Here is a 20,095-nt window from a genome sequence, read left to right as displayed (position 1 = left end):
GGCATTAGGTGGCATGGAGTTAATTAGAGGTATACACAATATTCGAGCGCAACATTATGGTTGCGTATTGACTATTGGTAATTTTGACGGTGTGCATTTAGGCCATGGTGAAGTGTTAAAAGGGCTGTTAGCGGATGCCAAAGCACATAACTTACCCAGTACGGTGATGTTATTTGAGCCACAGCCGCAAGAGTTTTTCGCCAAAAATAATGCACCTGCTCGACTTACTCGGTTACGCGATAAACTTAAGCTGCTTAGTAACTTAGGTATTGAGCGCGTTATTTGTATTAGCTTTAATCAACAATTTGCCAATATGCACGCTGAGCAATTTGTTAGCGATATTTTAATTAAAAAGCTAGGTGTAAAAGCATTAACAGTAGGCGATGATTTTAAATTTGGTAAACAGCGCCAAGGGGATTTTAATTTACTGCGCAGTATGGGCAAACAAGCGGGCATGGATGTAAAAAGCACCGCGAGTTTTCGCCAATTAAATGCTAGAGTAAGCAGCACACTAATACGTGAAGCATTAGCCGCAGGCGACTTAGAAAATGCTAAGTTAATGCTAGGGCATAACTATGCTATTTCAGGGCGTGTAATACATGGTTGGAAAAGAGGGCGAGAGCTTGGTTTTCGAACTGCAAATATAGCGCTTAAACGCCAAGTTTGTCCTGTAAATGGGGTGTTTGCTGTAAAAGCTAATATTGCCGGTAAGCAGGTTTATGGGGTAGCCAATATTGGTAATAAGCCCACTTTTAATGGAACGCGTGCTTTGTTAGAAGTTCACCTTTTTGACTTTGCACACGATATATATGGACAGTTTATGCACGTGGAGTTAATTGAAAAACTTCGCGATGAGAAAAAATTCGAGACATTAACACAGTTAACGGCACAAATAGCAACCGATGTTGCCGCCGCAAAACAGTGTTTTGGTTTAAATTAGGTAGCCGATAGATACGGAAAGTAGGATTAATGAGCGACTACAAACATACTTTGAATTTACCGGAAACACAGTTTCCAATGCGTGGCAATTTGGCACAACGTGAACCAAAAATGCTTAAAGCATGGTATGAAGACGACCTGTACGGTCAAATTCGCAGCGCTAAAAAAGGTAAAAAAACCTTTATTTTGCATGACGGTCCTCCGTATGCAAACGGCGATATCCATTTAGGCCACTCAGTAAATAAAATTTTAAAAGACATTATTGTAAAGTCTAAAACTTTATCTGACTTTGATGCCCCTTACGTGCCTGGTTGGGATTGTCATGGCTTGCCGATTGAGTTAATGGTTGAGAAAAAAGTAGGCAAGCCTGGTGTTAAAGTAACTGCGAGCGAGTTTCGTGAAAAATGCCGTGCTTACGCTAAAAAGCAAGTTGAAGGTCAAAAAGTAGACTTTAAACGCTTAGGTGTGTTTGGCGATTGGGACAAACCTTACCTAACAATGAACTATGACTTTGAAGCAAACGCCATTCGCGTGCTTGGCCGTATTATTAAAAATGGCCACCTTCATAAAGGTGCAAAGCCTGTGCATTGGTGTACAGACTGTGGCTCTGCACTTGCAGAGGCAGAAGTTGAGTACCAAGATAAGCAATCACCAGCAATCGATGTGCGCTTTACATTTGCCGATCAAGATGCGGTTGTTAATGCCTTTGATTTAGCCGATGGCCATAAAGGTCAAGGCAGTGTTGGTACTGTTATTTGGACTACAACACCGTGGACCTTACCCGCTAACCGTGCCGTAGCTGTGCATGCAGATTTAGAGTACGCCTTAGTACAAGTCGATGATGAAGGCTCACAGCAACGCTTAATTTTAGGCTCAGAGCTTGTTAAAGATGCAATGGACCGTTACGGGTTTAATCATTTCCACGTACTAGGTTATGTTAAAGGTGCAGCACTAGAGAATTTACAGGTTGCTCACCCATTTTACGATTTTGATGTACCGGTCATTGTAGCAGATCACGTTACTACTGAATCAGGTACGGGTGTGGTTCATACTGCGCCAGGTCATGGCCAAGAAGATTTCGCGGCAGGCTTAAATTACAATCTTGAAGTAGCAAATCCTGTAGGCGCTAATGGTGTTTACCTACCTGATACAGAATTATTTGCAGGTCAGCACGTATTTAAAGCAAACGCCAGTGTAATTGATGTATTAACAGAGCGTGGTGCCTTAATGCACCATCATGCGCTTACGCATAGCTACCCGCATTGCTGGCGCCACAAAACACCTATTATTTTCCGTGCTACACCGCAGTGGTTTGTAAGCATGGATCAGGCTAACTTACGCCAAGACTCGTTAAGCGAAATTAAAAACACTCAATGGTTGCCAGAGTGGGGCGAAAGCCGCATTGCAAACATGGTTGAAGGTCGCCCAGATTGGTGTATTTCTCGTCAACGTACTTGGGGTGTGCCAATTGCTTTATTTGTTGATAAAAACACCGGTGCTTTACACCCAAATACGCAAGAACTGATAGAACAAGCTGCAGAACTAGTAGAAAAGTCAGGCATTCAAGCGTGGTATGACCTAGAGCCTGCCACCTTGTTAGGCGAAGACGATGCCAAGCAATACATGAAAGTACAAGATACGTTAGATGTATGGTTTGATTCGGGCGTAACACATGCCTGTGTTGTTGATGCACGTGAAGAGTTAGTTGGCCCAGCTGATTTATACCTAGAAGGCTCTGATCAGCACCGTGGTTGGTTTATGTCATCAATGATGACCTCAGTTGCTATTAACGGTCACGCTCCTTACAAGCAAGTACTAACGCATGGCTTTACCGTAGATGAAAACGGCCGCAAAATGTCAAAATCATTAGGTAACGTTATTTCACCACAAAATGTGATGAACAAACTTGGCGCTGACATTTTACGTTTATGGGTTGCTTCAACCGATTACACGGCAGAAATGACCGTATCGGATGAAATATTTAAACGCTCTGCCGATCGCTACCGTCGTATTCGTAACACAAGCCGTTACTTATTAGCTAACTTAAGTGGTTTTGATCCTAAAACAGACCAAGTTGCTGTTGATGACATGGTTGAGCTTGATAAGTGGATTGTTGGCCGTGCAGCCCAATTACAAGAAGAAATTTTAGCAGCCTACGATAGCTACCAAATGCTATTAGTAACGCAAAAGCTAATGAACTTCTGTACAGGTGAGTTGGGTTCATTCTACTTAGATGTAATTAAAGACCGCCAGTACACAGCAAAAAGCGACAGTCACGCACGTCGTTCTTGTCAAACTGCGCTTTACCACATTGCAGAAGCAATGACGCGCTGGATGGCACCAATTATGAGCTTTACAGCGCAAGAAATTTGGGAAGCATTACCGGGCGAGCGTAGCGATTACGTATTTACATCGGTATGGTACGACGGTTTACATGCACCGACAAACAGCCAATTTAGCAACGATGACTGGCAAGCGATTCTAAATGTACGTGACGAAGTAAACCGCGTACTAGAAGCAGCCCGTAAAGAAGAAGTGATTGGCGCAACGCTGCAAGCAAGTGTTAACTTATATGCCGAAAAATCATTGGCTGATAAGTTAGCTGCATTAGGTGATGAGCTACGTTTTGTATTACTAACCTCTGCGGTTACTGTATCTGCAGTAGATAGCCAGCCAAGTGATACACAAACAACCGAAATTGAAGGTTTATACATTAGCGTAGCAGCCACAGATGCAACTAAATGTGAGCGTTGTTGGCATTACAGCGACGATGTAGGCTCAGAGCCTGCACATCCTGAAATTTGTGGTCGTTGTGTAAGCAATGTTGACGGCGAAGGTGAAAAGCGTCAATTCGCTTAGGAGTTTTACTCAGTGAGCAAACTAGCCCAAAAAAGTGGTTTAGTGTGGCTTTGGTTAAGTCTATTACTGCTTGTAATAGACTTTGCCACTAAAACACTTGTTGTAAATACCATGGCTTATCAAGAGTCGATTAATTTACTGCCTGTTTTTAGTATTACCTACGTACATAACTATGGAGCGGCCTACAGTTTTTTAAGTGAAGCTGGTGGCTGGCAACGTTGGTTTTTAAGTTTTATTGCCATTGCTATTAGCGCGCTATTAGTATGGTGGTTGAAGCGCTTACCAGCGACAAATAAAATATTATGTAGTGCTTATGCGTTAGTACTTGCTGGCGCTATTGGTAATTTGTATGACCGCGTTGCTTATGGTTATGTAATTGACTTTATACATGTGTTTTATAAAAACTCGCATTTTCCAGTATTTAATATTGCCGACTGTGCAATTTGTATTGGTGCCGCATTATTATTATTTGATGCCTTTACAGGCGAAAGTCCGAAGGAGCATAAAGCATGAGCCAAGCTGTAATTGGTGAAAACTCAGAGGTTATTTTTCACTTTTCTATTAAACTAGAAGATGGCTCTGCCGCAGACTCAACAAAGGTGCATAATAAACCAGCCAAGTTAACGATGGGTGATGGCAGCTTAACGGCTAATTTTGAAAAGTGTTTGCTCGGTTTAAGCGCAGGCGAAAGCAAAACGTTTGAGCTAGAACCAGAAGATGCATTTGGCCAACCTAATCCAGATAATATTTACTATGTAGAACGCAGTAAATTTGGTGCAGAAACGCCAGCTAAAGTCGGCGCAATTATTGCCTTTACTCAGCCAGATGGTACTGAGCTGCCAGGACTGGTACGCGAAGTACAAGGTGAGTCGGTTACTATCGATTTTAATCACCCGTTAGCGGGCCAACGCTTAACGTTTGAAGTAGATATTATTGAGGTGCAAGGCTAATGGATATTTTATTAGCGAATCCGCGAGGCTTTTGTGCAGGGGTAGATCGTGCAATTAGCATAGTAGAGCGCGCTTTAGATATTTTTGAAAAGCCAATTTACGTACGCCACGAGGTAGTGCATAACCGCTACGTAGTAGATGGTTTAAAAAACCGTGGTGCCGTATTTGTTGAAGAGCTAGACCAAGTACCTGATGACAGCATTGTTATTTTTAGCGCCCACGGTGTATCGCAAGCGGTTCGCTCAGAAGCTAAACGCCGAGATTTAAAAGTATTTGATGCAACATGCCCATTAGTTACTAAAGTGCATATGGAAGTAACACGTGCGAGCCGCAAAGGTATTGAATGTATTTTAATTGGTCACCATGGTCATCCAGAGGTTGAGGGGACTATGGGACAGTATGACAACAACGACGGTGGTATTTACCTTGTAGAGACCGCAGAAGATGTTGCCAAACTTAACGTTAAGAATGCTGATAACCTATTTTATTGCAGCCAAACAACGCTCTCAGTAGATGACACTGCAGATGTAATTGATGCGCTGCGCGAAAAATTCCCAGCAATTGATGGCCCGCGTAAAGATGACATTTGCTATGCCACACAAAACCGACAAGATGCGGTGCGTGATTTAGCAGATAAAGTTGATGTGCTTTTAGTTGTGGGAGCAAAAAACAGCTCTAACTCTAATCGTTTACGTGAACTTGCAGATAAAATGGGCACAACCGCTTATTTAATCGATGATGCAACAAATGTTGAAGCACAGTGGTTTGCTAACACGAGCGCTGTGGGAGTAACTGCGGGGGCTTCTGCGCCAGAAGTGCTTGTTCAACAAGTTATTGCGCGCTTAAAAGAGCTTGGCGGTACGCAGGTAGTTGAAAACCCAGGTGAAGAAGAGAATATCGTATTTGCCGTTCCTGTTGAGCTGCGTTAATCTATATAAATTAATTATTTAGATTACAAGGAGAGCCGTTATGAGCAAGTTGCCGCAAGGTGAAACATTGCTTTTTTCGGCTCTTTTTAATGAGCGAGGGGTACTTGCCACGCTTATTGTTACCCAAGTTGTTGCTACCATCTTAGCATTTTCTCCTTTTGTTGAGGGGGATAGCTGGCAAAGCCTTGGCGTAATTAGTTTATTTTCTCATATGACCGTGTTGGTCAGCATTTCTGCTTTATACTCTTTTCAGCGTGTTTTACAAAAAAAGCCGCAAACCACTCAACTTTTTGCTTTTTTTATTTCCTTTTTAGTCAGTACCGCTTTATTCAGTGCGCTGTGTGCCCGCTACTTTTTAGATATTGCAAATAATGAAACGAGTATTTATTTTGTACTACGAAACTGCTTAATTGTTTTTTTGATTACGGCTTTATTTGTACAGTTTTTACTGATTTATTTTGAAAAAGAGCAGCAAACAAAAGCGCTTTCGCGCGCAGAGCTTGACGCTTTACAAGCCCGAATACGCCCACATTTTTTGTACAATAGCTTGAATACCGCCGCTGAGCTAACACACCACGATGCCGATGCTGCAGAGCAAGCAATTCTTGCGCTTGCAGCGTTATCGCAAGCAGCTATGCGTTCAGGGCAACGCGTTTCTCTCGAGGATGAGCTGACCTTATCAAAACAATATGTTGCGCTGGAAACATGGCGCTTTGGCAGCCGCTTAGAGGTTAACTGGCAACTGCCTGCTGACTTGCCCGATATTAGTATTCCGTGCTTAACCCTTCAGCCGTTAATAGAAAATGCGGTGTGCCACGGGGTAGAGCCCAGTGAAACAGGGGCTGTTATTAATGTAGAACTGCATGTAACAACGGGATACTTAACATTGATTGTTTCCAATCCGATTACTCATACTGAGGCGTTAACAAGACCAAATAACGGTATGGCGCTTGAAAATATTCGCCAGCGATTGTTTATATATTACAAAGAAAAAGCACAGCTTTCAGTCACGCACAAAGAAAATGTGTTTAGAGTAAAAGTGGTGATCCCTAAACAGTTTGAGAATACCTAATGAATGTTGTAATTATTGATGATGAGCCACTTGCTCGCGCTAGAATAAAACGTTTACTGCAGCACAATGAGCATATTTTAGTACAGGGTGAAGGGGATAATGGCGCACAGGGGCTTGCCCTTATCAAGCAGGTTCAACCCGATTTGGTGTTTTTAGATATAGATATGCCCGGGATCAATGGTTTAGAAGTGGCACAGCAGCTCAATACTTTAAGTGTGCCACCAGCGATAGTATTTGTGACAGCCTATCCGGAGCATGCACTTGATGCATTACAGCTCAGTGCAGCAGGCTACTTAGTAAAACCAGTCACTGAGCAAGCATTAGATAAAGTATTAGCACAGGTAGGGCGTTTAAATAAAGCACATATGCAAACGCAGCAGTCTACAAAAATTAGTTATCAGCTTGGCGGTACGATTAAAAGTATTGAACTTGATCTCGTATATTATTTTAATGCTCAAGAAAAATACACCAATATGGTATTTGAAGGGGGCGAGGCGCTAATTGAGCAAAGCTTAAAGCAACTTGAGCAGCGCTTCCCAACGCAATTATTGCGTATTCACAGAAATACACTGATAAATAAGCAAAGGCTTGTTGCCTTACACACCCTAAATTCAGGTGTACATAGTGTAGAACTCGCTGGGTGTAAGGAGCAATTAAACGTGAGTAGGCGAGAGCTAAAAACAGTAAAAAGTATATTACAGTAGTTTTGTTTACCGTTTATCAACAAATTTAACCGTTTATCCTAGTATATATTGCATCTACATTTTCAATGCATAAACTTATGATCAGATAAAATTGATTTGGTTTTTACTATGCATTCATCTCACAAAAAACCTCAAAAAGGCTTTACCCTAATTGAAGTGCTGATTGCGTTTATTATTTTAAGCTTTGGCTTATTAGGCGCTGTTGCACTGCAGGCAAAAGCTAAGCAGGCAAGCTTTGACTCTATGCAGCGCGCAGCAGCAGTCGCGTTAGGAAATGACATTATTCAACGCATTAGAGCAAATGATACCGCACAGCTCGTTGCTTTATATACGCAAACATTCACGAGCAAAACCTCAACATCTACCTCTACTGCGTGCTTTAGCGGGTCGTGCACTGCAGCGCAAGTTGCAGCCCTCGATTTACAACAATGGAAACGCGCCATTCGTGCACGCGAAAATACTGGCACACTTGATGATGCCACAGTGTGTATAAACCCTACGGCTGCAGCAGGCACGGGGGGGCGTGGCTTTAATATTGAGGTCATAGTGTCTTGGCAAGGTCGTCAAGAGTTTAATGCTAATGATGAAACCAAAGCGCTTAAATGTGGTACTGATGACAAAAAACGCCGCTTGGTTGCATTAAATAGCTATATATACCTAAGGAGCTAACATGAGAGAAAAAGGTTTTACACTAATAGAAATGATGATTTCATTATTTATTGGTGGGCTTATTTTAGGTGGGGTGATGTTTACCTATATTGGTATGAAGGTAACCACAAAAGACACAATGACCATAGGTGAATTGCAAGAGTCTGGTCGCTTAGCAATTAATATTATGCAGCGCGATATTGAGCAGGTAGGCTTTTGGGGAACTTATTATGATGATTCGTTCACGGCAGCAAACACACAAACGCTTGCTACCCCTGGTGGAGATTGCTTTGAGGGGCTTAATAACGGCAGCTTTCCAGATTTAACATCTTCTAGTAATTTCAGAACTATTTATGCAAAAGAAGCCAGTTCAACAAGCGAGCTTAACTGTATAACTAAGCCAATTGCAGGGACTGATATTTTACAAATTAAGTTTTTACAAGGCGAGCAGCTTACTGTTGATGGTGCAACGAATGAAACACAGGCGGGTGAGAACTATTTTATAGCTGAGCAAGAAAGCGCAGAATTTACCCGAGGCGTTGTAGCTGCTGGTAGTTTAAACGTAAATGCCACGGTGTGGCCCTATAGCCATCATGTTTATTACCTCGCAGAGCAAACTTATACGGTAAATAATAAAAGCCTTACAGTACCAGCATTAATGCGAAAACGCTTAAATGGCGCCAACATGAAAGCCGAAACCATTATGGAGGGCGTTGAAAATATGCGCTTTGTGTTTGGTTTAGATACAGATAGTGATAGCCGTGTAGACTCTTACCGAAGTATTAATGACATGCAGCACACTGATTGGGAAAACCGCAAAAGCATTCTAACAGTGCAAGTTTTTTTATTAGTAAGAGCATTGCAGCCAGATCCGGGACTTAAAATAAAAAATCAAACATATACTTTAGGTGAAGATGAAGACGCTCGAGAGCTTACTTTTAATGACTCTTACAGAAGAACAGTATTTACCACCACCATTCGTTTAAATAACGTGGGAGCAAATTTATGGCGTATCTAAGTAAACACGCAAATAAACAACAAGGTGTAGTGCTTATTACAGCCCTCATTATGGTTATTGCAGTAACGGGTATTGCCGTTACATTAATGAGCAGTAGTAGCGTCGACATAAAAATTACCAATGCAGCCCAAGAGCGTGAAGTGGCTGAAAATGAGCTTATTGGTGAGGTACAGCGCATGATTTCTGATGAAGCAAGCAAAGGCGCTGCTAATCAGTTTTTTTTAACGCCAGATGAAGTCTCAACTCATGCAGGCGCAGACGATGAGGGAATGGTCATCGCTACGCACGGCGACATGCAAAGCAAAATGGTAAACCTAAATCAGGGAGCGCTTGATTTAGAATGCCCACGCCGATTTAATTTTACTGCGGGTATATCGTGCAACATGCTGCAAGTTTCTACCACTATAAAATATGGCTCTAAAGCAAAACACGAACTTACAATTGTAACCGGTGTTGCTCAAGAAATGGCCAGTATAAGTAAGGGGATTTAAAGATGAAACCGAATAAAGTTCTCGCCTCTTTAATTGGCATCACTTTAAGCAGCTATGTTGCTGCCGAAGATATAGAGTTGTATGTAAACCACGATGTGGATGTGGAAGAAAAACCGCGAGTACTGTTAATTTTTGATACATCAGGAAGTATGGCTTTTTCATCTACTAATGGTAATAGCTGTGGTTATAGCAATCAAACAGGTTACTACTTATGTGTGGATAGTCGACTTGCGGCAGCACAATATGCCATGACAAAAGTAGTATCAGATAACGAAGACACTATCGATTTTGGTTTGATGCGATTTAAAAGTGATTCTGAAGGCGGCTATGTTGTAAATGGTGTTGGTAGTGACTCGTCTATAGTGCGCAGCTCCATCGCAGCCCTCCCAGCCAATGGTGGCACCCCTTTAACCGAAACCTTATGGGAAGCTTATTTGTACATTACTGGTAAAGGTGTGGGGTATGGTCTAGATGCCTCTACTTTTGAGCGAGACACAAGCGTAGAAGAAACGGTAACAACTCAAGAAGAGAAAGAATATTGTTACAATACTGGGCCCTGGTGGAACCCAAAAATAAAATGTAAAACCTATATAGATACCCAAACAAGTTATACTTATATATCGCCATTTGCAGACAGTGAAGCTGAAGCGGCTCGTTGTGATAATTCAATCAACATCATTTACATGACCGATGGTGATCCATCTAATGATAACGGCAGCGATAGTGATATTAGTGATGAACACGAAAAGTACTTTGGAGAGCCATTAAACTGGGACACCGATAGTTATTACAGTAATTATTTACACCAAATGGCCAAAATTATTCATGGTACAAGTGATGTTACTGTTGATTTATACCCTGCTACTGCTGATATTCACGAAACAGGCCGCTTATACACCATAGGTTTTGGGTCAGGCATGAGTGACGAAGGTCAAGAGTTATTAAGGCGTGCGGCCTTATTAGGTGGCGGTGAAAACTTACCAGCGAGTACACCTGACGAGCTCTCTAACTCATTAAATAGTGCAATTTCTCGCATTCGTGAAGTTAACGATAGCTTTTCATCGCCTTCGGTAGCAAGTAACAACGTAGACCAAACACGTAGCCGTGATGCCATTTACTTTGCCATGTTTTATCCAGAAACAAACACACGCTGGGGCGGTAACTTAAAAAAATTAAAAGTATCAGGCAGTGAAATAGTCGACTCAGTTGGCAACACCGCGCTTGACTCTGATGGTTTAATCGATACTGATGCTAAAACATTTTGGTTGCCAGATGGCCAGTCTGCTGATGGTAACTTAGTAGCACAAGGGGGAGTAAATTATCACTTGTCTTCATTAACAGGCTCACCCGCTGAGGGCAGACGTAACCTCTATACCGATAAACAAGGCGATATAGTTGAGTTTACAACCAGTATTGTGAGCGACATTTTAGACTTAGTAACTAACAACCCGATTAGCCTAGCCAGTTCTGATATAAAATGGGCAATGGGAATAGATGTTGATGATGAAGATAACGATGGCTCTAACACCGATCAACGCAGTGATATTTTTGGTGACCCTTTACACTCTAAGCCCGTAGCAATCGACTATGGTAATAACGACATACGGATATTGATTGGTACTAATGCCGGCTTTTTACATATGTTTAAAGACGATGATACTAATAATCAAGTAACCGAAAGTTGGGCATTCATTCCCTCCGATCTTTACGATATTATTCAGCCTTTACGCAATGAAAACACCGGTAAACTCTATGGTATGGACGGCCCAATCAGTGTTTACTTTAGTGATAAAAGCTTAAATGATGATGGCATCAATGATGGTATTGTTGATGCGAGCGATGGTGATGACGTGTGGGCGTTTGCAGGCATGCGCCGTGGCGGGAAAAACTATTATGCCTTTGATATCACTAACCCCGATCAGCCTAAAAAACTATGGGATAACCCTATAGAGGGTGGTAAAGGCGATTTTAAAGAGCTTGCTCAAACGTGGTCAAAGCCCCAAATAGCCTACATAAAAGCATTTGGTGATAAACCATTACTCATTTTTGGTGCAGGGTATGACACGAATAAAGACGCCGTGGTAAGAAGTGAAGATTCTGTAGGCCGCGGTATTTATATTGTAGAAGCTGAAACAGGCAAAAAAGTGTGGGCTTTAACACCAAGCGAAAACGGATTTAAAGGTAAGCACTCGATTGCAGCAAATCTATCTACGCTTGATTCAGATTACGATGGTTACATTGACAGAATTTATGCTGCCGATACCGGGGGTGATATTTGGCGTATTGACATGCCAGGCACTAGCACCAGTAATTTTACGCATTTTAAACTTGCAGAACTAGGTAGCAGTTTAGCAAGCCAAGACCGTCGCTTTTTTTATCAACCAATGGTGGCGCGCACACTATATAGCAAGGTAAGTGAAACAACCGTTAATGGCGAAACAGTTATTACACGTTTAGATACACCTTATGACGCGATTGTGATTGGTAGCGGTAACCGCTCAAAACCCACCGGGACCAATGAAGACGATCAACTGTTTATGATAAGAGACGAAAACACAGTAACTCAGTCATTCACGACTGCACCAGCAGCGATTAAACCGGTAGATCTAATGCTAATGAACAGCGACCCGTTTGGTAATGCATTAGACGATGTAGATGAGTTTGTTGATTTAGAAGTTGATTTAGCTAAATTCAAAGGATGGCGTTATGAGTTAGGCACCGGCGAAAAATCTTTAGCCGCTGCAACCGTGGTTGGCGGTGTCGCTTATTATACAAGCTTTACACCTTCATCTGAAACTTCCACAGAGAACCAATGTTCGTTAAGTGGTGGAGGCGGCTCGTTATATGCTTTCCATTTACATTATGGCACCAAAGTCTATGACGACCTAAAATTTACCACTAGTTATGATGTACCTGACACACCACAATTGTACTTCGGTGAAGCCCCATCGTGTGCAGATGGCAACGGTGATGGCATGTGTGATGATAACCCAACCATTGAAGTGACCGAAGAAAGCCAGTTTTACCTAATTGGGCCGGGGATAAAAGGCGAAAATGCGCAAAACCCAATGAAGCCAGTAGAAATAATGGGCCCAGGCTTAACGGTTGTAGATGGTACAGTACAATTAGTTAATGACGACGATAATGTAGGGTTTGGTTTTAAAACCCAACAAACCTATATTTATAAACGTGAAGAGAATGATGAAATTGATGATTAAGGAATATTAATGAATAAACACGTACGCGGATTCACGTTGATAGAGTTAATGATAGCCGTGGCTATTGTAGGTATTTTAGCCTCAATAGCACTGCCTAATTATACTGAGTATGTAAAACGCTCTTCTCGCGCAGAGGCTGCAGCAGCGCTTTTAGATGCCGCAAACAAACAAGAGCAATACTTTGTAGACAATCGTGAGTACACAGAGTCATTTTCAGACCTAGGTATACAAGACACCACAGAAAACGGCCATTTTGAGCTGTCGATTGATGTGGAAGAGGACGACAATACCTTTGTAATTACAGCTAAACCTATTGCAGGTGCAGTAAAAGGCGACGGTGATTGCACACAAATTACAATCACTGATACGGGCTATAAAGGCGCAAAAGGCACTAAAGGTAACTCAGACGTTGAGTACTGTTGGGGACGTTAACTTAATCTGGTTAACTAGTCGTGCTGACATTTGTCGGTTGATTTAATTCGTATACGCCCTGTTTGACTAACAGATAAAGCCAGCCCCTCAAGGTTGGCTTTTTCTTTATTTGGGCAGTATATAAATGTTCCATTTTGAAAACCATTTAAAGAGCCATCGGGCCGAAAGGTAATTGCACTTCGGGGGTACTGCATAGAATCGGCATTATGGATTTTTTCAAAAGTGCTTATTAATAAGTCGTCGGCGTCTAATGATGTAGACTTGTCGTTATCAATAAATAACGACATTTGTCCATCCCACTCATCTTTAGTGCATTGATTATTTTTTAAAGCACACAAAGTAACATAAGTGCCATTTTCAATGGCGTAAAGGCGGCCATAATTAATGTTTCGGTGCAGCAAACTAACATGGTTATCGGCGCGGTTTTTCGCTAAAAAGTCAGGAAAAACCGATAGAGAAATTTGGCTAACAATACTCACAATAGCAATAGATGCCATCAATTCTAAAAGCGTATAGCCAGCCTGAGTTTGGGTAGATAACCTCATCCCTGAAGCCCTGAGTAAAAAAATGTATTAGCTCAGTGTAGTAAATGATAAAAATATGACAACTTAAATTGTATATTTTTTAACCGCAACTAAGTGCGCTGTCACCTGCATAAAAAGCGGTACCAGATTGCGATAAAGTAAGGGCTTTATTGTTTTCAGTACCACCATTGGGACAAAAAACAAAGTCACCTGGGTTAGTGGTAATTCGTCCACTGGTATTAAATCGTAAGCGACGCTCATTGCCTGTAAAGGTTAATTTGTCGTTATCTGAAATTTTTTCCATTACTCTAAGCAATGTATCGGTAGCACCATTATAGTGCCCGTCGTTATCTAAATCGATAAACACAACAATAATCTTATTCTCGTCCCACTTTTTGTTGCAATTGAAAGTGTCTTTGCTGTTTTTAATTTTACCTTGACCGGTAGGGCATACAACAACAATTTCATCTGTACTGGCGGCTTGCGAACGGGCAAAACTAATATTACGTTTTAGTTCAAGTAAGAAGTTTTCAGCGCGGTTTTCTTCAAGCATATCGCTGCTGTCCCAAAGCGCTATAGAGGCAATAATACCCACTATGGCCACTGCCACCATAAGCTCTAATAAAGTTAAACCGGTTTGGAATTTTTTCATATTTTTTACACCTACTACATTTGTTATTGTTATAGCGAGTTGAGAATATTTACACATTGGACTTATAAGCAATTATACCATGCTTGGTTGTTTTATCATCGAATTCAATTGCTTTGTTTGCTATGAACCCCATGATTGTCTAAAATCGAGGCAACTAAAGCTTTAATAAGTAGTGAGCATGAAAAAAATAGAAGCAATCATCAAACCCTTTAAGTTAGACGATGTACGCGAAGCCTTATCAGATGTAGGTATTACAGGTATGACTGTAAGTGAAGTAAAAGGCTTTGGCCGTCAAAAAGGGCACACAGAACTTTACCGTGGCGCTGAGTACATGGTGGACTTTTTACCTAAAGTTAAACTTGATATTGTACTAACCGATGAAGACGTTGAGCGCGCAATAGAAGTAATAGTAAAAACAGCGCAAACCGGCAAAATTGGTGATGGTAAAATATTTGTCACTGATGTTGAGCGTGTAGTGCGTATCCGTACAGCAGAAGAAGACGAAGAAGCAATTTAATTTTATAGTGCAAAACATTTTTGTATATAAAGCTAAAAAGGCTGCAAATAGTTATATTTGCAGCCTTTTTTATAAGGTACTAATTTTTAAGTAGTAAAACTATTAAAGCTTATTGCTCTTGAGAATGCGCTTCACGAGCTTCTTCAATTTCTTGTGCAATTTCTTGCGCTTTTTGCTTTGTTTTTTCAGTTAGCTCGCCTGCGGCTTCTTTACTTTTTATCCATGCATCAACGGCAATTTCTTTGCCATCGTCGTACATGTCTAAGCCCATCGCTTTACTTTGCTCAAGTAGCTCATTTAACGACTCATCGTTTTTAAGCTCGTTGGCTTTATCTTTTACATCGTTCCATGTATCACCAAGCTGCTCTTGCATTTGTGCGCTTTTATCTTTTGCATCTTCTTGTGCTTGTTGGGCATCTTCACAGCCCGTAAGTGTAATTAAAGTGCCTAATAAAGCTAAACCTGCTAATTTGTTCATGTGCTATCTCTCCTTAGAGACAAGTAATTAATTCACCCTAATAATAGAACAACGAAAATGAACACACCTGTAACAACACGCTTAAATTTTGAATTAATGAATGAACACGACTGGCCTTTGTTGTATGAACTAGATCAAGACCCCGCGGTAATGAAATATATAAATCGGGGCACTCCTTCTTCATTAAAGCAAATTAAAGAAATAGGAATCCCCAGAATGCTTGCCTACAAAAATGCAAACAAAGGTTGGGGGCTGTGGAAAATCACCCTAAAAAAAGACGGCTCTTTTATAGGGTGGGTACTTATTAGGCCTATGCACTTTTTTACTCAAACGCCCGATTTTTCAAATATTGAAATAGGATGGCGCTTTAAACAATCTAGTTGGGGGCAAGGCTTTGCAACTGAGGCTGCAAGCGCATTATGTAGCGCTTTAAAAATGCAGCCAGAGGTAAAAACACTATCGGCAATGGCACTGGCCGATAATAAAGCTTCAATTGGTATTATGAAAAAGCTTGGGCTTAGGTGGGTCAAAAATTATGTGCATACCGATGAGCAAGGCGACTTAAATGCTGTTTTATACGCTAAGCCGTTATAGCATACAAAAATTAACGTGTATAAACATTGACCTAGCATTCTATGGTATGCATAAATGAGCCAAGCGAGTTTAAAATAATAAAGTAAGGATGTTTCATGGGATTATTTTTTCGACCAAGCAGGCTCATTGTTAAGAGTGTATTGATTGCACAATTTTGTATATTTAGCGTGCAGGCAGAGCAAGTTGCTAAAAGCGCGGTAGCAATGCCTGACGCTTTCAGTGCAGATGTCGCGCAAGCTATTTTAGAACAAGGTGGAAATGCTGTTGATGCGGCTATAGCTGCGCAATTTGTATTGGCGGTAACACTTCCCGAGGCAGGTAATATTGGCGGGGGAGGTTTTATGCTTATACAAAAAGAAGGAAAAAGTGATTTTATAGACTATCGCGAAACCGCCCCCCAAGCAGCGCACAGAGATATGTATTTAGATGCCAAGGGCAATGTAATTAAAAACAAGTCCATTTATGGTATTCACGCCAGTGGCGTACCGGGGAGTGTAGCTGGTATGTGGTTGGCGCACAAAAAACACGGCACCTTAAAATGGCAAACATTAGTACAGCCGGCGGTTACCTTAGCAGAGCAAGGCTTTAAGGTGCCGCCCAAATTGGCCAAAGGCGTTAAGCAATACATTGCTCATTTAGACAAGCAAAAAATAAATGTAAATTTTAAGCACTATTTTGCAGATATAAAAGCAAATCAGGTATTTAAACAACCCGAGCTAGCGGCTACTTTAAAACGAATAAGAGATAACGGCCAAGACGGATTTTATAAAGGTGAAACAGCCCGCATTATTGCCAACTTTATGCACCAGCATGGCGGTATTATTAATGAAGCAGATTTGGCTCACTACTCTGCTGTGTCGCGCACGCCTATTAAGGCTAATTGGAATGGCTATGAAGTATTAACTGCTCCACCACCAAGTTCTGGTGGAATAGCTATTTTACAGTGGCTAAAAATGTTTGAGCTTAAAAAAAGCGAAATGGGGCTAGTACATAACTCTACTCAATACGTACATTTACTTGCTGAAATAGGCAAACGTGTGTTTGCCGATAGAGCAGAGTACTTGGGCGATCCTGACTTTTTTGATGTACCAGTGACTGAGCTTACTAATATTGATTATTTAAAAGGGCGCAGTAAGGGGATTTCTTTAACCGCTATTTCCACCACCGAAAATATAAAACCTGGGCTTAAAGAAAGTGAGCAAACCACACATTTTTCTATTATTGATAAAATGGGTAATGCGGTGGCAAATACCACAACAATTAATTTAAGCTTTGGTAGTGGCGTTGTGGTTGAAGGTGCGGGCTTTATATTAAATGACGAAATGGATGACTTTAGCGCTAAACCAGGGGTAATGAACGCCTTTGGTGCGTTCGGTGGTAAAGCAAACGAAATTCAGCCAAAAAAGCGTATGCTTAGCTCAATGTCGCCAACTATACTGCTTAAAAACAATCGCGTTAAAATGGTTACGGGTTCGCCTGGGGGCACAACAATCATTAGCTCGGTGTATCAATCGATTTTAAATGCGGTTGAATTTAACATGAGCGCCGAGGGTATTGTTAACAGCACGCGGTTTCATCATCAGTTGTGGCCTAAAAACGTGATCAGAGTGCATGCAGGGCTTAGTGAAAACACAAAAACTGAGCTTATAAAAATGGGCTACACACTGGATGAGCGAGGTTTTGGTGACTTGCAGGTTATTGTAAATAAAGACGGTGAGCTACAAGCTGCGTCTCAGGCTACAGGTCGCGGTGAGTCTCGCGTTTTTTAAAGGCTTGGAGCTAACCCCTTTAAGCTAAAGGGGTTAGCCTTTAATTTATCAACCAATGGCGGGTACTAATCCCAACATTTGCATAAATTGGGCGACAATAATTGCAATACCGCACAGCCCAGCAACTGCTAGACCAACATTACCACTTCGTACTTTATACCCTGATTGCGGGCCTACCTTACGCTGCTTATAAACCATCGACACGGGTAAAAATATAGCTAGTACCACAAGGGCGATGGCTGCATAACCCAGCGCCATTATAAATCCCTGAGGGTAAAACAACGCAAACCCTAAAGGAGGAATAAAGGTAATTAGTGCGGTTTTTATTCTCTCTGATTTGGTATCGCCTTTATTAAATGCATCAGCAAAAAAATCAAATAAGCCTAGGCTAACACCTAAAAAAGAGGTGGCCAATGCTAAGTCGGCAAACAGTGTAACGGCGCTTGTTACTTGCGGGTTATGCGCAATATTCGCGACACTCTCTACAAAGCCTGTTAATCCATTACTATTGAGTAAATCACTTTGCTGCATAATACCTTGGCTAAGCAGTTGCCAAAAAATATAAATCACTAAAGGTAAAGCAGCCCCTGCAATCATTACTTTACGCAATACTTTTGTTTCTAGCCCCACATACTTAACAATTGACGGAATAGAGCCATGAAAACCAAACGAGGTAAAAATAACCGGCAAGGCAGATAAAATAAGCCCTTGCTCTACGGGCATTTCAAGTAAATGCTTACCTTGTACATGGGGCGTAAGCATATAAAACAAACTGCCTAATACTATAATTTTAATAGTAAATAATACGCGGTTGAGTTTATCTACTTTACTGGTGCCTAAAGTAACCACGCTACCAATTACAGCGGCCAAAACCACAGAGGCAATTTGTGGCGCGATGTTTATGCTTAAATCACTACTAATCCGCGACTGTAACTGAGCGCCACCACCGGCAATATAAGCTGCACACAGGGCGTAAAATAAAAATACCATCGAAAAATTAGCAATATATTGCCCACGCTTTCCTAACCAGCGTTTTGCTAAGGTGTTCAAAGTTGCATCTCTGGGAGCGTGTTGGTGGAGCTCTAGCATTAATAAAGCGGTGTAGGTCATCAGTAACCAGCTGGCTATTATCAGTGCAAGTGCAGTATTAAAGCCAAGCCCAGCAGAGGCAATGGGTAACGCTAGCATACCAGCGCCTATGGTGGTGCCTGCAACAATTAACATGCTGCCTATTGTTTTATTTTTAAGCACTTAACTATCCTTAAATGTGTGAGAGGCACTCAAGATATAACTAGTTACTTAAAACATAAATAGTTTTGTAATAAATGCGCGTAAATAATAATGTAACCATGAATTTACAGCTGTATTTACGCGCTTAAAGTAGTTACATTTTCGCTATTTGAATAATTAAGCGGCGGTTTTTATTTCGGCCTAAAATATTTTCATTGGTATCAACAAAGCGTCTTTCACCAAGGCCTGTGGTTTGTACTTTGTTTTCATCAACACCTAAGCTGACCATATAGTCTTTTATCGCATTGGCACGCTTACGCGATAAGTCTAAGTTATTCCAGCGGCCACCGTAACTATCGGTATACGAATCAATACTGATAGATTCAATACTCGTGTCATTTTTTAAATACTCAGCAATTTTATCTAAGCGCTTTTGCGACTCTTTAGTGAGCTTGCTGCTATTTGATTGGTAGTTCATTACGGTAAATGAAATATCCTCAAAACTGTACGGTAAAAGCTCATCTCGGCACTGCAAAAATGCCCAATAGGCTTGTTTAAAATTAACGCTTGAAATACCAACGGCAATTTTGTCGGCACTATTTTGCCAGTCTTGGTAGTAAAAGGTAGGATGAAACCCTTTTTCAAGTTCGCTCAGCATTTCCCATGCGGTTTTATTACCAAGCTCACCATCAAACTTTTTAAGTAACTTCATCGTAGTTATATCACGCGCGGGCAAGCCTGCTCGCCATGCTGGTGGCACCGCCTTTAAACCTGCTATATCATAATTTTCCGGACGCACAATCATATCTAAATTAAAAGTTAAATTTTTATTTTTACTTGCCGATGCCTTAAATATAGCCTCGCCATAGTAGGGCACTTCGTGGTTTAGCTGGCACTGTAAGCGTGTTGTTTTTATAACTTCCCAGTTAGAGTTATCTTGATTTGCGCTGTATTGACGCATAGCCGCTTGCGATGAATAGCTCATCAGGGCGGTGCCAAGGCTTACGCTAATAAAAAACAACTTACACTTCATAAAACGCTCCAGTTAATCTACTAAGCCAATATTTTGGC

General features: G+C 41.3%; 20 protein-coding genes. 15 read left to right on the top strand and 5 right to left on the bottom strand.

From position 1 onward, the window contains the following. The first annotated feature begins 13 nt into the window (after nucleotides 1–13). The 12 genes from ribF (at nucleotide 14) to CWC17_RS07455 (ending at nucleotide 13,260) form a co-directional block, all read left to right on the top strand. Nucleotides 14–940: a bifunctional riboflavin kinase/FAD synthetase gene (gene ribF / locus CWC17_RS07510; RefSeq protein ID WP_055018089.1), complete on the top strand. Its 927-nt coding sequence runs from the start codon at nucleotides 14–16 to the stop codon at nucleotides 938–940. A gap of 29 nt (nucleotides 941–969) precedes the next feature. Beyond that, nucleotides 970–3,798, top strand: coding sequence for an isoleucine--tRNA ligase (gene ileS, locus CWC17_RS07505; protein WP_138612498.1), 2,829 nt, complete (start codon nucleotides 970–972; stop codon nucleotides 3,796–3,798). A gap of 12 nt (nucleotides 3,799–3,810) precedes the next feature. Next, nucleotides 3,811–4,311 (top strand): signal peptidase II, encoded by a 501-nt coding sequence (gene lspA / locus CWC17_RS07500; protein ID WP_004588359.1) that lies wholly within the window; start codon nucleotides 3,811–3,813, stop codon nucleotides 4,309–4,311. Further along, the gene (gene fkpB / locus CWC17_RS07495; RefSeq protein ID WP_004588360.1) at nucleotides 4,308–4,748 is read left to right on the top strand and encodes an FKBP-type peptidyl-prolyl cis-trans isomerase; all 441 of its coding nucleotides are present in this window, start codon (nucleotides 4,308–4,310) and stop codon (nucleotides 4,746–4,748) included. Before lspA ends, fkpB begins: the two co-directional genes overlap by 4 nt. After that, on the top strand, nucleotides 4,748–5,677 hold the full coding sequence (gene ispH, locus CWC17_RS07490; RefSeq protein ID WP_055015829.1) for a 4-hydroxy-3-methylbut-2-enyl diphosphate reductase: 930 nt from the start codon (nucleotides 4,748–4,750) through the stop codon (nucleotides 5,675–5,677). Before fkpB ends, ispH begins: the two co-directional genes overlap by 1 nt. Nucleotides 5,678–5,717: 40 nt before the next feature. Beyond that, nucleotides 5,718–6,749 carry a sensor histidine kinase gene (locus CWC17_RS07485; RefSeq protein ID WP_138540859.1) on the top strand — a complete coding sequence of 344 codons (1,032 nt, stop codon included), beginning with the start codon at nucleotides 5,718–5,720 and terminating at the stop codon, nucleotides 6,747–6,749. Then, nucleotides 6,749–7,453 carry a LytR/AlgR family response regulator transcription factor gene (locus tag CWC17_RS07480; protein ID WP_055019483.1) on the top strand — a complete coding sequence of 235 codons (705 nt, stop codon included), beginning with the start codon at nucleotides 6,749–6,751 and terminating at the stop codon, nucleotides 7,451–7,453. The genes CWC17_RS07485 and CWC17_RS07480 overlap by 1 nt, the downstream gene beginning before the upstream one ends. A 108-nt stretch (nucleotides 7,454–7,561) precedes the next feature. Further along, the gene (pilV, locus tag CWC17_RS07475) at nucleotides 7,562–8,122 is read left to right on the top strand and encodes a type IV pilus modification protein PilV (RefSeq protein WP_055015826.1); all 561 of its coding nucleotides are present in this window, start codon (nucleotides 7,562–7,564) and stop codon (nucleotides 8,120–8,122) included. Between the two features lies 1 nt (nucleotide 8,123). Further along, nucleotides 8,124–9,119, top strand: coding sequence for a PilW family protein (locus CWC17_RS07470; RefSeq protein WP_138612497.1), 996 nt, complete (start codon nucleotides 8,124–8,126; stop codon nucleotides 9,117–9,119). Then, nucleotides 9,107–9,610: a hypothetical protein gene (locus tag CWC17_RS07465; protein ID WP_055015824.1), complete on the top strand. Its 504-nt coding sequence runs from the start codon at nucleotides 9,107–9,109 to the stop codon at nucleotides 9,608–9,610. The genes CWC17_RS07470 and CWC17_RS07465 overlap by 13 nt, the downstream gene beginning before the upstream one ends. A gap of 2 nt (nucleotides 9,611–9,612) precedes the next feature. After that, entirely contained in the window at nucleotides 9,613–12,828 is a 3,216-nt protein-coding gene (locus CWC17_RS07460; RefSeq protein ID WP_138612496.1) for a pilus assembly protein, read from the top strand. Between the two features lie 9 nt (nucleotides 12,829–12,837). Then, nucleotides 12,838–13,260 (top strand): type IV pilin protein, encoded by a 423-nt coding sequence (locus CWC17_RS07455; RefSeq protein ID WP_055015822.1) that lies wholly within the window; start codon nucleotides 12,838–12,840, stop codon nucleotides 13,258–13,260. Nucleotides 13,261–13,274: 14 nt separating this feature from the next. Here CWC17_RS07455 and CWC17_RS07450 read toward each other — a convergent pair whose 3' ends face one another. After that, entirely contained in the window at nucleotides 13,275–13,805 is a 531-nt protein-coding gene (locus CWC17_RS07450; RefSeq protein WP_138612495.1) for a GspH/FimT family pseudopilin, read from the bottom strand. Between the two features lie 79 nt (nucleotides 13,806–13,884). Further along, nucleotides 13,885–14,436, bottom strand: coding sequence for a GspH/FimT family pseudopilin (locus CWC17_RS07445; protein WP_138540863.1), 552 nt, complete (start codon nucleotides 14,434–14,436; stop codon nucleotides 13,885–13,887). A 178-nt stretch (nucleotides 14,437–14,614) separates the two neighbouring features. Between CWC17_RS07445 and CWC17_RS07440 the strand changes: the two genes are divergently transcribed. Beyond that, the gene (locus CWC17_RS07440) at nucleotides 14,615–14,953 is read left to right on the top strand and encodes a P-II family nitrogen regulator (protein WP_004588371.1); all 339 of its coding nucleotides are present in this window, start codon (nucleotides 14,615–14,617) and stop codon (nucleotides 14,951–14,953) included. 109 nt (nucleotides 14,954–15,062) lie between these two features. On the opposite strand, the gene CWC17_RS07435 is transcribed toward CWC17_RS07440, so the two are convergent. Next, nucleotides 15,063–15,431: a hypothetical protein gene (locus CWC17_RS07435; protein WP_055015819.1), complete on the bottom strand. Its 369-nt coding sequence runs from the start codon at nucleotides 15,429–15,431 to the stop codon at nucleotides 15,063–15,065. 57 nt (nucleotides 15,432–15,488) lie between these two features. Between CWC17_RS07435 and CWC17_RS07430 the strand changes: the two genes are divergently transcribed. Both CWC17_RS07430 and ggt read left to right on the top strand, forming a co-directional pair. Next, entirely contained in the window at nucleotides 15,489–16,025 is a 537-nt protein-coding gene (locus tag CWC17_RS07430; protein ID WP_138612494.1) for a GNAT family N-acetyltransferase, read from the top strand. Between the two features lie 95 nt (nucleotides 16,026–16,120). Beyond that, entirely contained in the window at nucleotides 16,121–17,794 is a 1,674-nt protein-coding gene (gene ggt, locus CWC17_RS07425) for a gamma-glutamyltransferase (RefSeq protein ID WP_138612493.1), read from the top strand. Nucleotides 17,795–17,842: 48 nt separating this feature from the next. Here the strand turns inward: ggt and tyrP are convergent, their stop codons facing one another. After that, entirely contained in the window at nucleotides 17,843–19,045 is a 1,203-nt protein-coding gene (tyrP, locus tag CWC17_RS07420; protein ID WP_082422720.1) for a tyrosine transporter TyrP, read from the bottom strand. 133 nt (nucleotides 19,046–19,178) lie between these two features. Beyond that, on the bottom strand, nucleotides 19,179–20,057 hold the full coding sequence (locus tag CWC17_RS07415; protein ID WP_138612492.1) for a flagellar protein MotY: 879 nt from the start codon (nucleotides 20,055–20,057) through the stop codon (nucleotides 19,179–19,181). Nucleotides 20,058–20,095: the final 38 nt, after the last annotated feature.

It is taken from the genome of Pseudoalteromonas sp. S3785, from assembly GCF_005887365.1.
In the GTDB taxonomy this organism is placed as follows: Bacteria; Pseudomonadota; Gammaproteobacteria; order Enterobacterales; family Alteromonadaceae; genus Pseudoalteromonas.
This window is presented reverse-complemented; position numbering and strand designations above follow the sequence as displayed.

Bases quoted from the DNA above. Each gene is read 5' to 3' on its own strand.
- CWC17_RS07430 (WP_138612494.1), top strand. From the start codon at position 15,489: ATGAACACACCTGTAACAACACGCTTAAATTTTGAATTAATGAATGAA.
- CWC17_RS07470 (WP_138612497.1), top strand. From the start codon at position 8,124: ATGAGAGAAAAAGGTTTTACACTAATAGAAATGATGATTTCATTATTT.
- CWC17_RS07435 (WP_055015819.1), bottom strand. From the start codon at position 15,431: ATGAACAAATTAGCAGGTTTAGCTTTATTAGGCACTTTAATTACACTT.
- ggt (WP_138612493.1), top strand. From the start codon at position 16,121: ATGGGATTATTTTTTCGACCAAGCAGGCTCATTGTTAAGAGTGTATTG.
- CWC17_RS07450 (WP_138612495.1), bottom strand. From the start codon at position 13,805: ATGAGGTTATCTACCCAAACTCAGGCTGGCTATACGCTTTTAGAATTG.
- CWC17_RS07455 (WP_055015822.1), top strand. From the start codon at position 12,838: ATGAATAAACACGTACGCGGATTCACGTTGATAGAGTTAATGATAGCC.
- CWC17_RS07480 (WP_055019483.1), top strand. From the start codon at position 6,749: ATGAATGTTGTAATTATTGATGATGAGCCACTTGCTCGCGCTAGAATA.
- ribF (WP_055018089.1), top strand. From the start codon at position 14: ATGGAGTTAATTAGAGGTATACACAATATTCGAGCGCAACATTATGGT.
- CWC17_RS07460 (WP_138612496.1), top strand. From the start codon at position 9,613: ATGAAACCGAATAAAGTTCTCGCCTCTTTAATTGGCATCACTTTAAGC.
- ispH (WP_055015829.1), top strand. From the start codon at position 4,748: ATGGATATTTTATTAGCGAATCCGCGAGGCTTTTGTGCAGGGGTAGAT.
- fkpB (WP_004588360.1), top strand. From the start codon at position 4,308: ATGAGCCAAGCTGTAATTGGTGAAAACTCAGAGGTTATTTTTCACTTT.
- CWC17_RS07445 (WP_138540863.1), bottom strand. From the start codon at position 14,436: ATGAAAAAATTCCAAACCGGTTTAACTTTATTAGAGCTTATGGTGGCA.
- CWC17_RS07465 (WP_055015824.1), top strand. From the start codon at position 9,107: ATGGCGTATCTAAGTAAACACGCAAATAAACAACAAGGTGTAGTGCTT.
- CWC17_RS07485 (WP_138540859.1), top strand. From the start codon at position 5,718: ATGAGCAAGTTGCCGCAAGGTGAAACATTGCTTTTTTCGGCTCTTTTT.
- CWC17_RS07415 (WP_138612492.1), bottom strand. From the start codon at position 20,057: ATGAAGTGTAAGTTGTTTTTTATTAGCGTAAGCCTTGGCACCGCCCTG.
- pilV (WP_055015826.1), top strand. From the start codon at position 7,562: ATGCATTCATCTCACAAAAAACCTCAAAAAGGCTTTACCCTAATTGAA.
- CWC17_RS07440 (WP_004588371.1), top strand. From the start codon at position 14,615: ATGAAAAAAATAGAAGCAATCATCAAACCCTTTAAGTTAGACGATGTA.
- ileS (WP_138612498.1), top strand. From the start codon at position 970: ATGAGCGACTACAAACATACTTTGAATTTACCGGAAACACAGTTTCCA.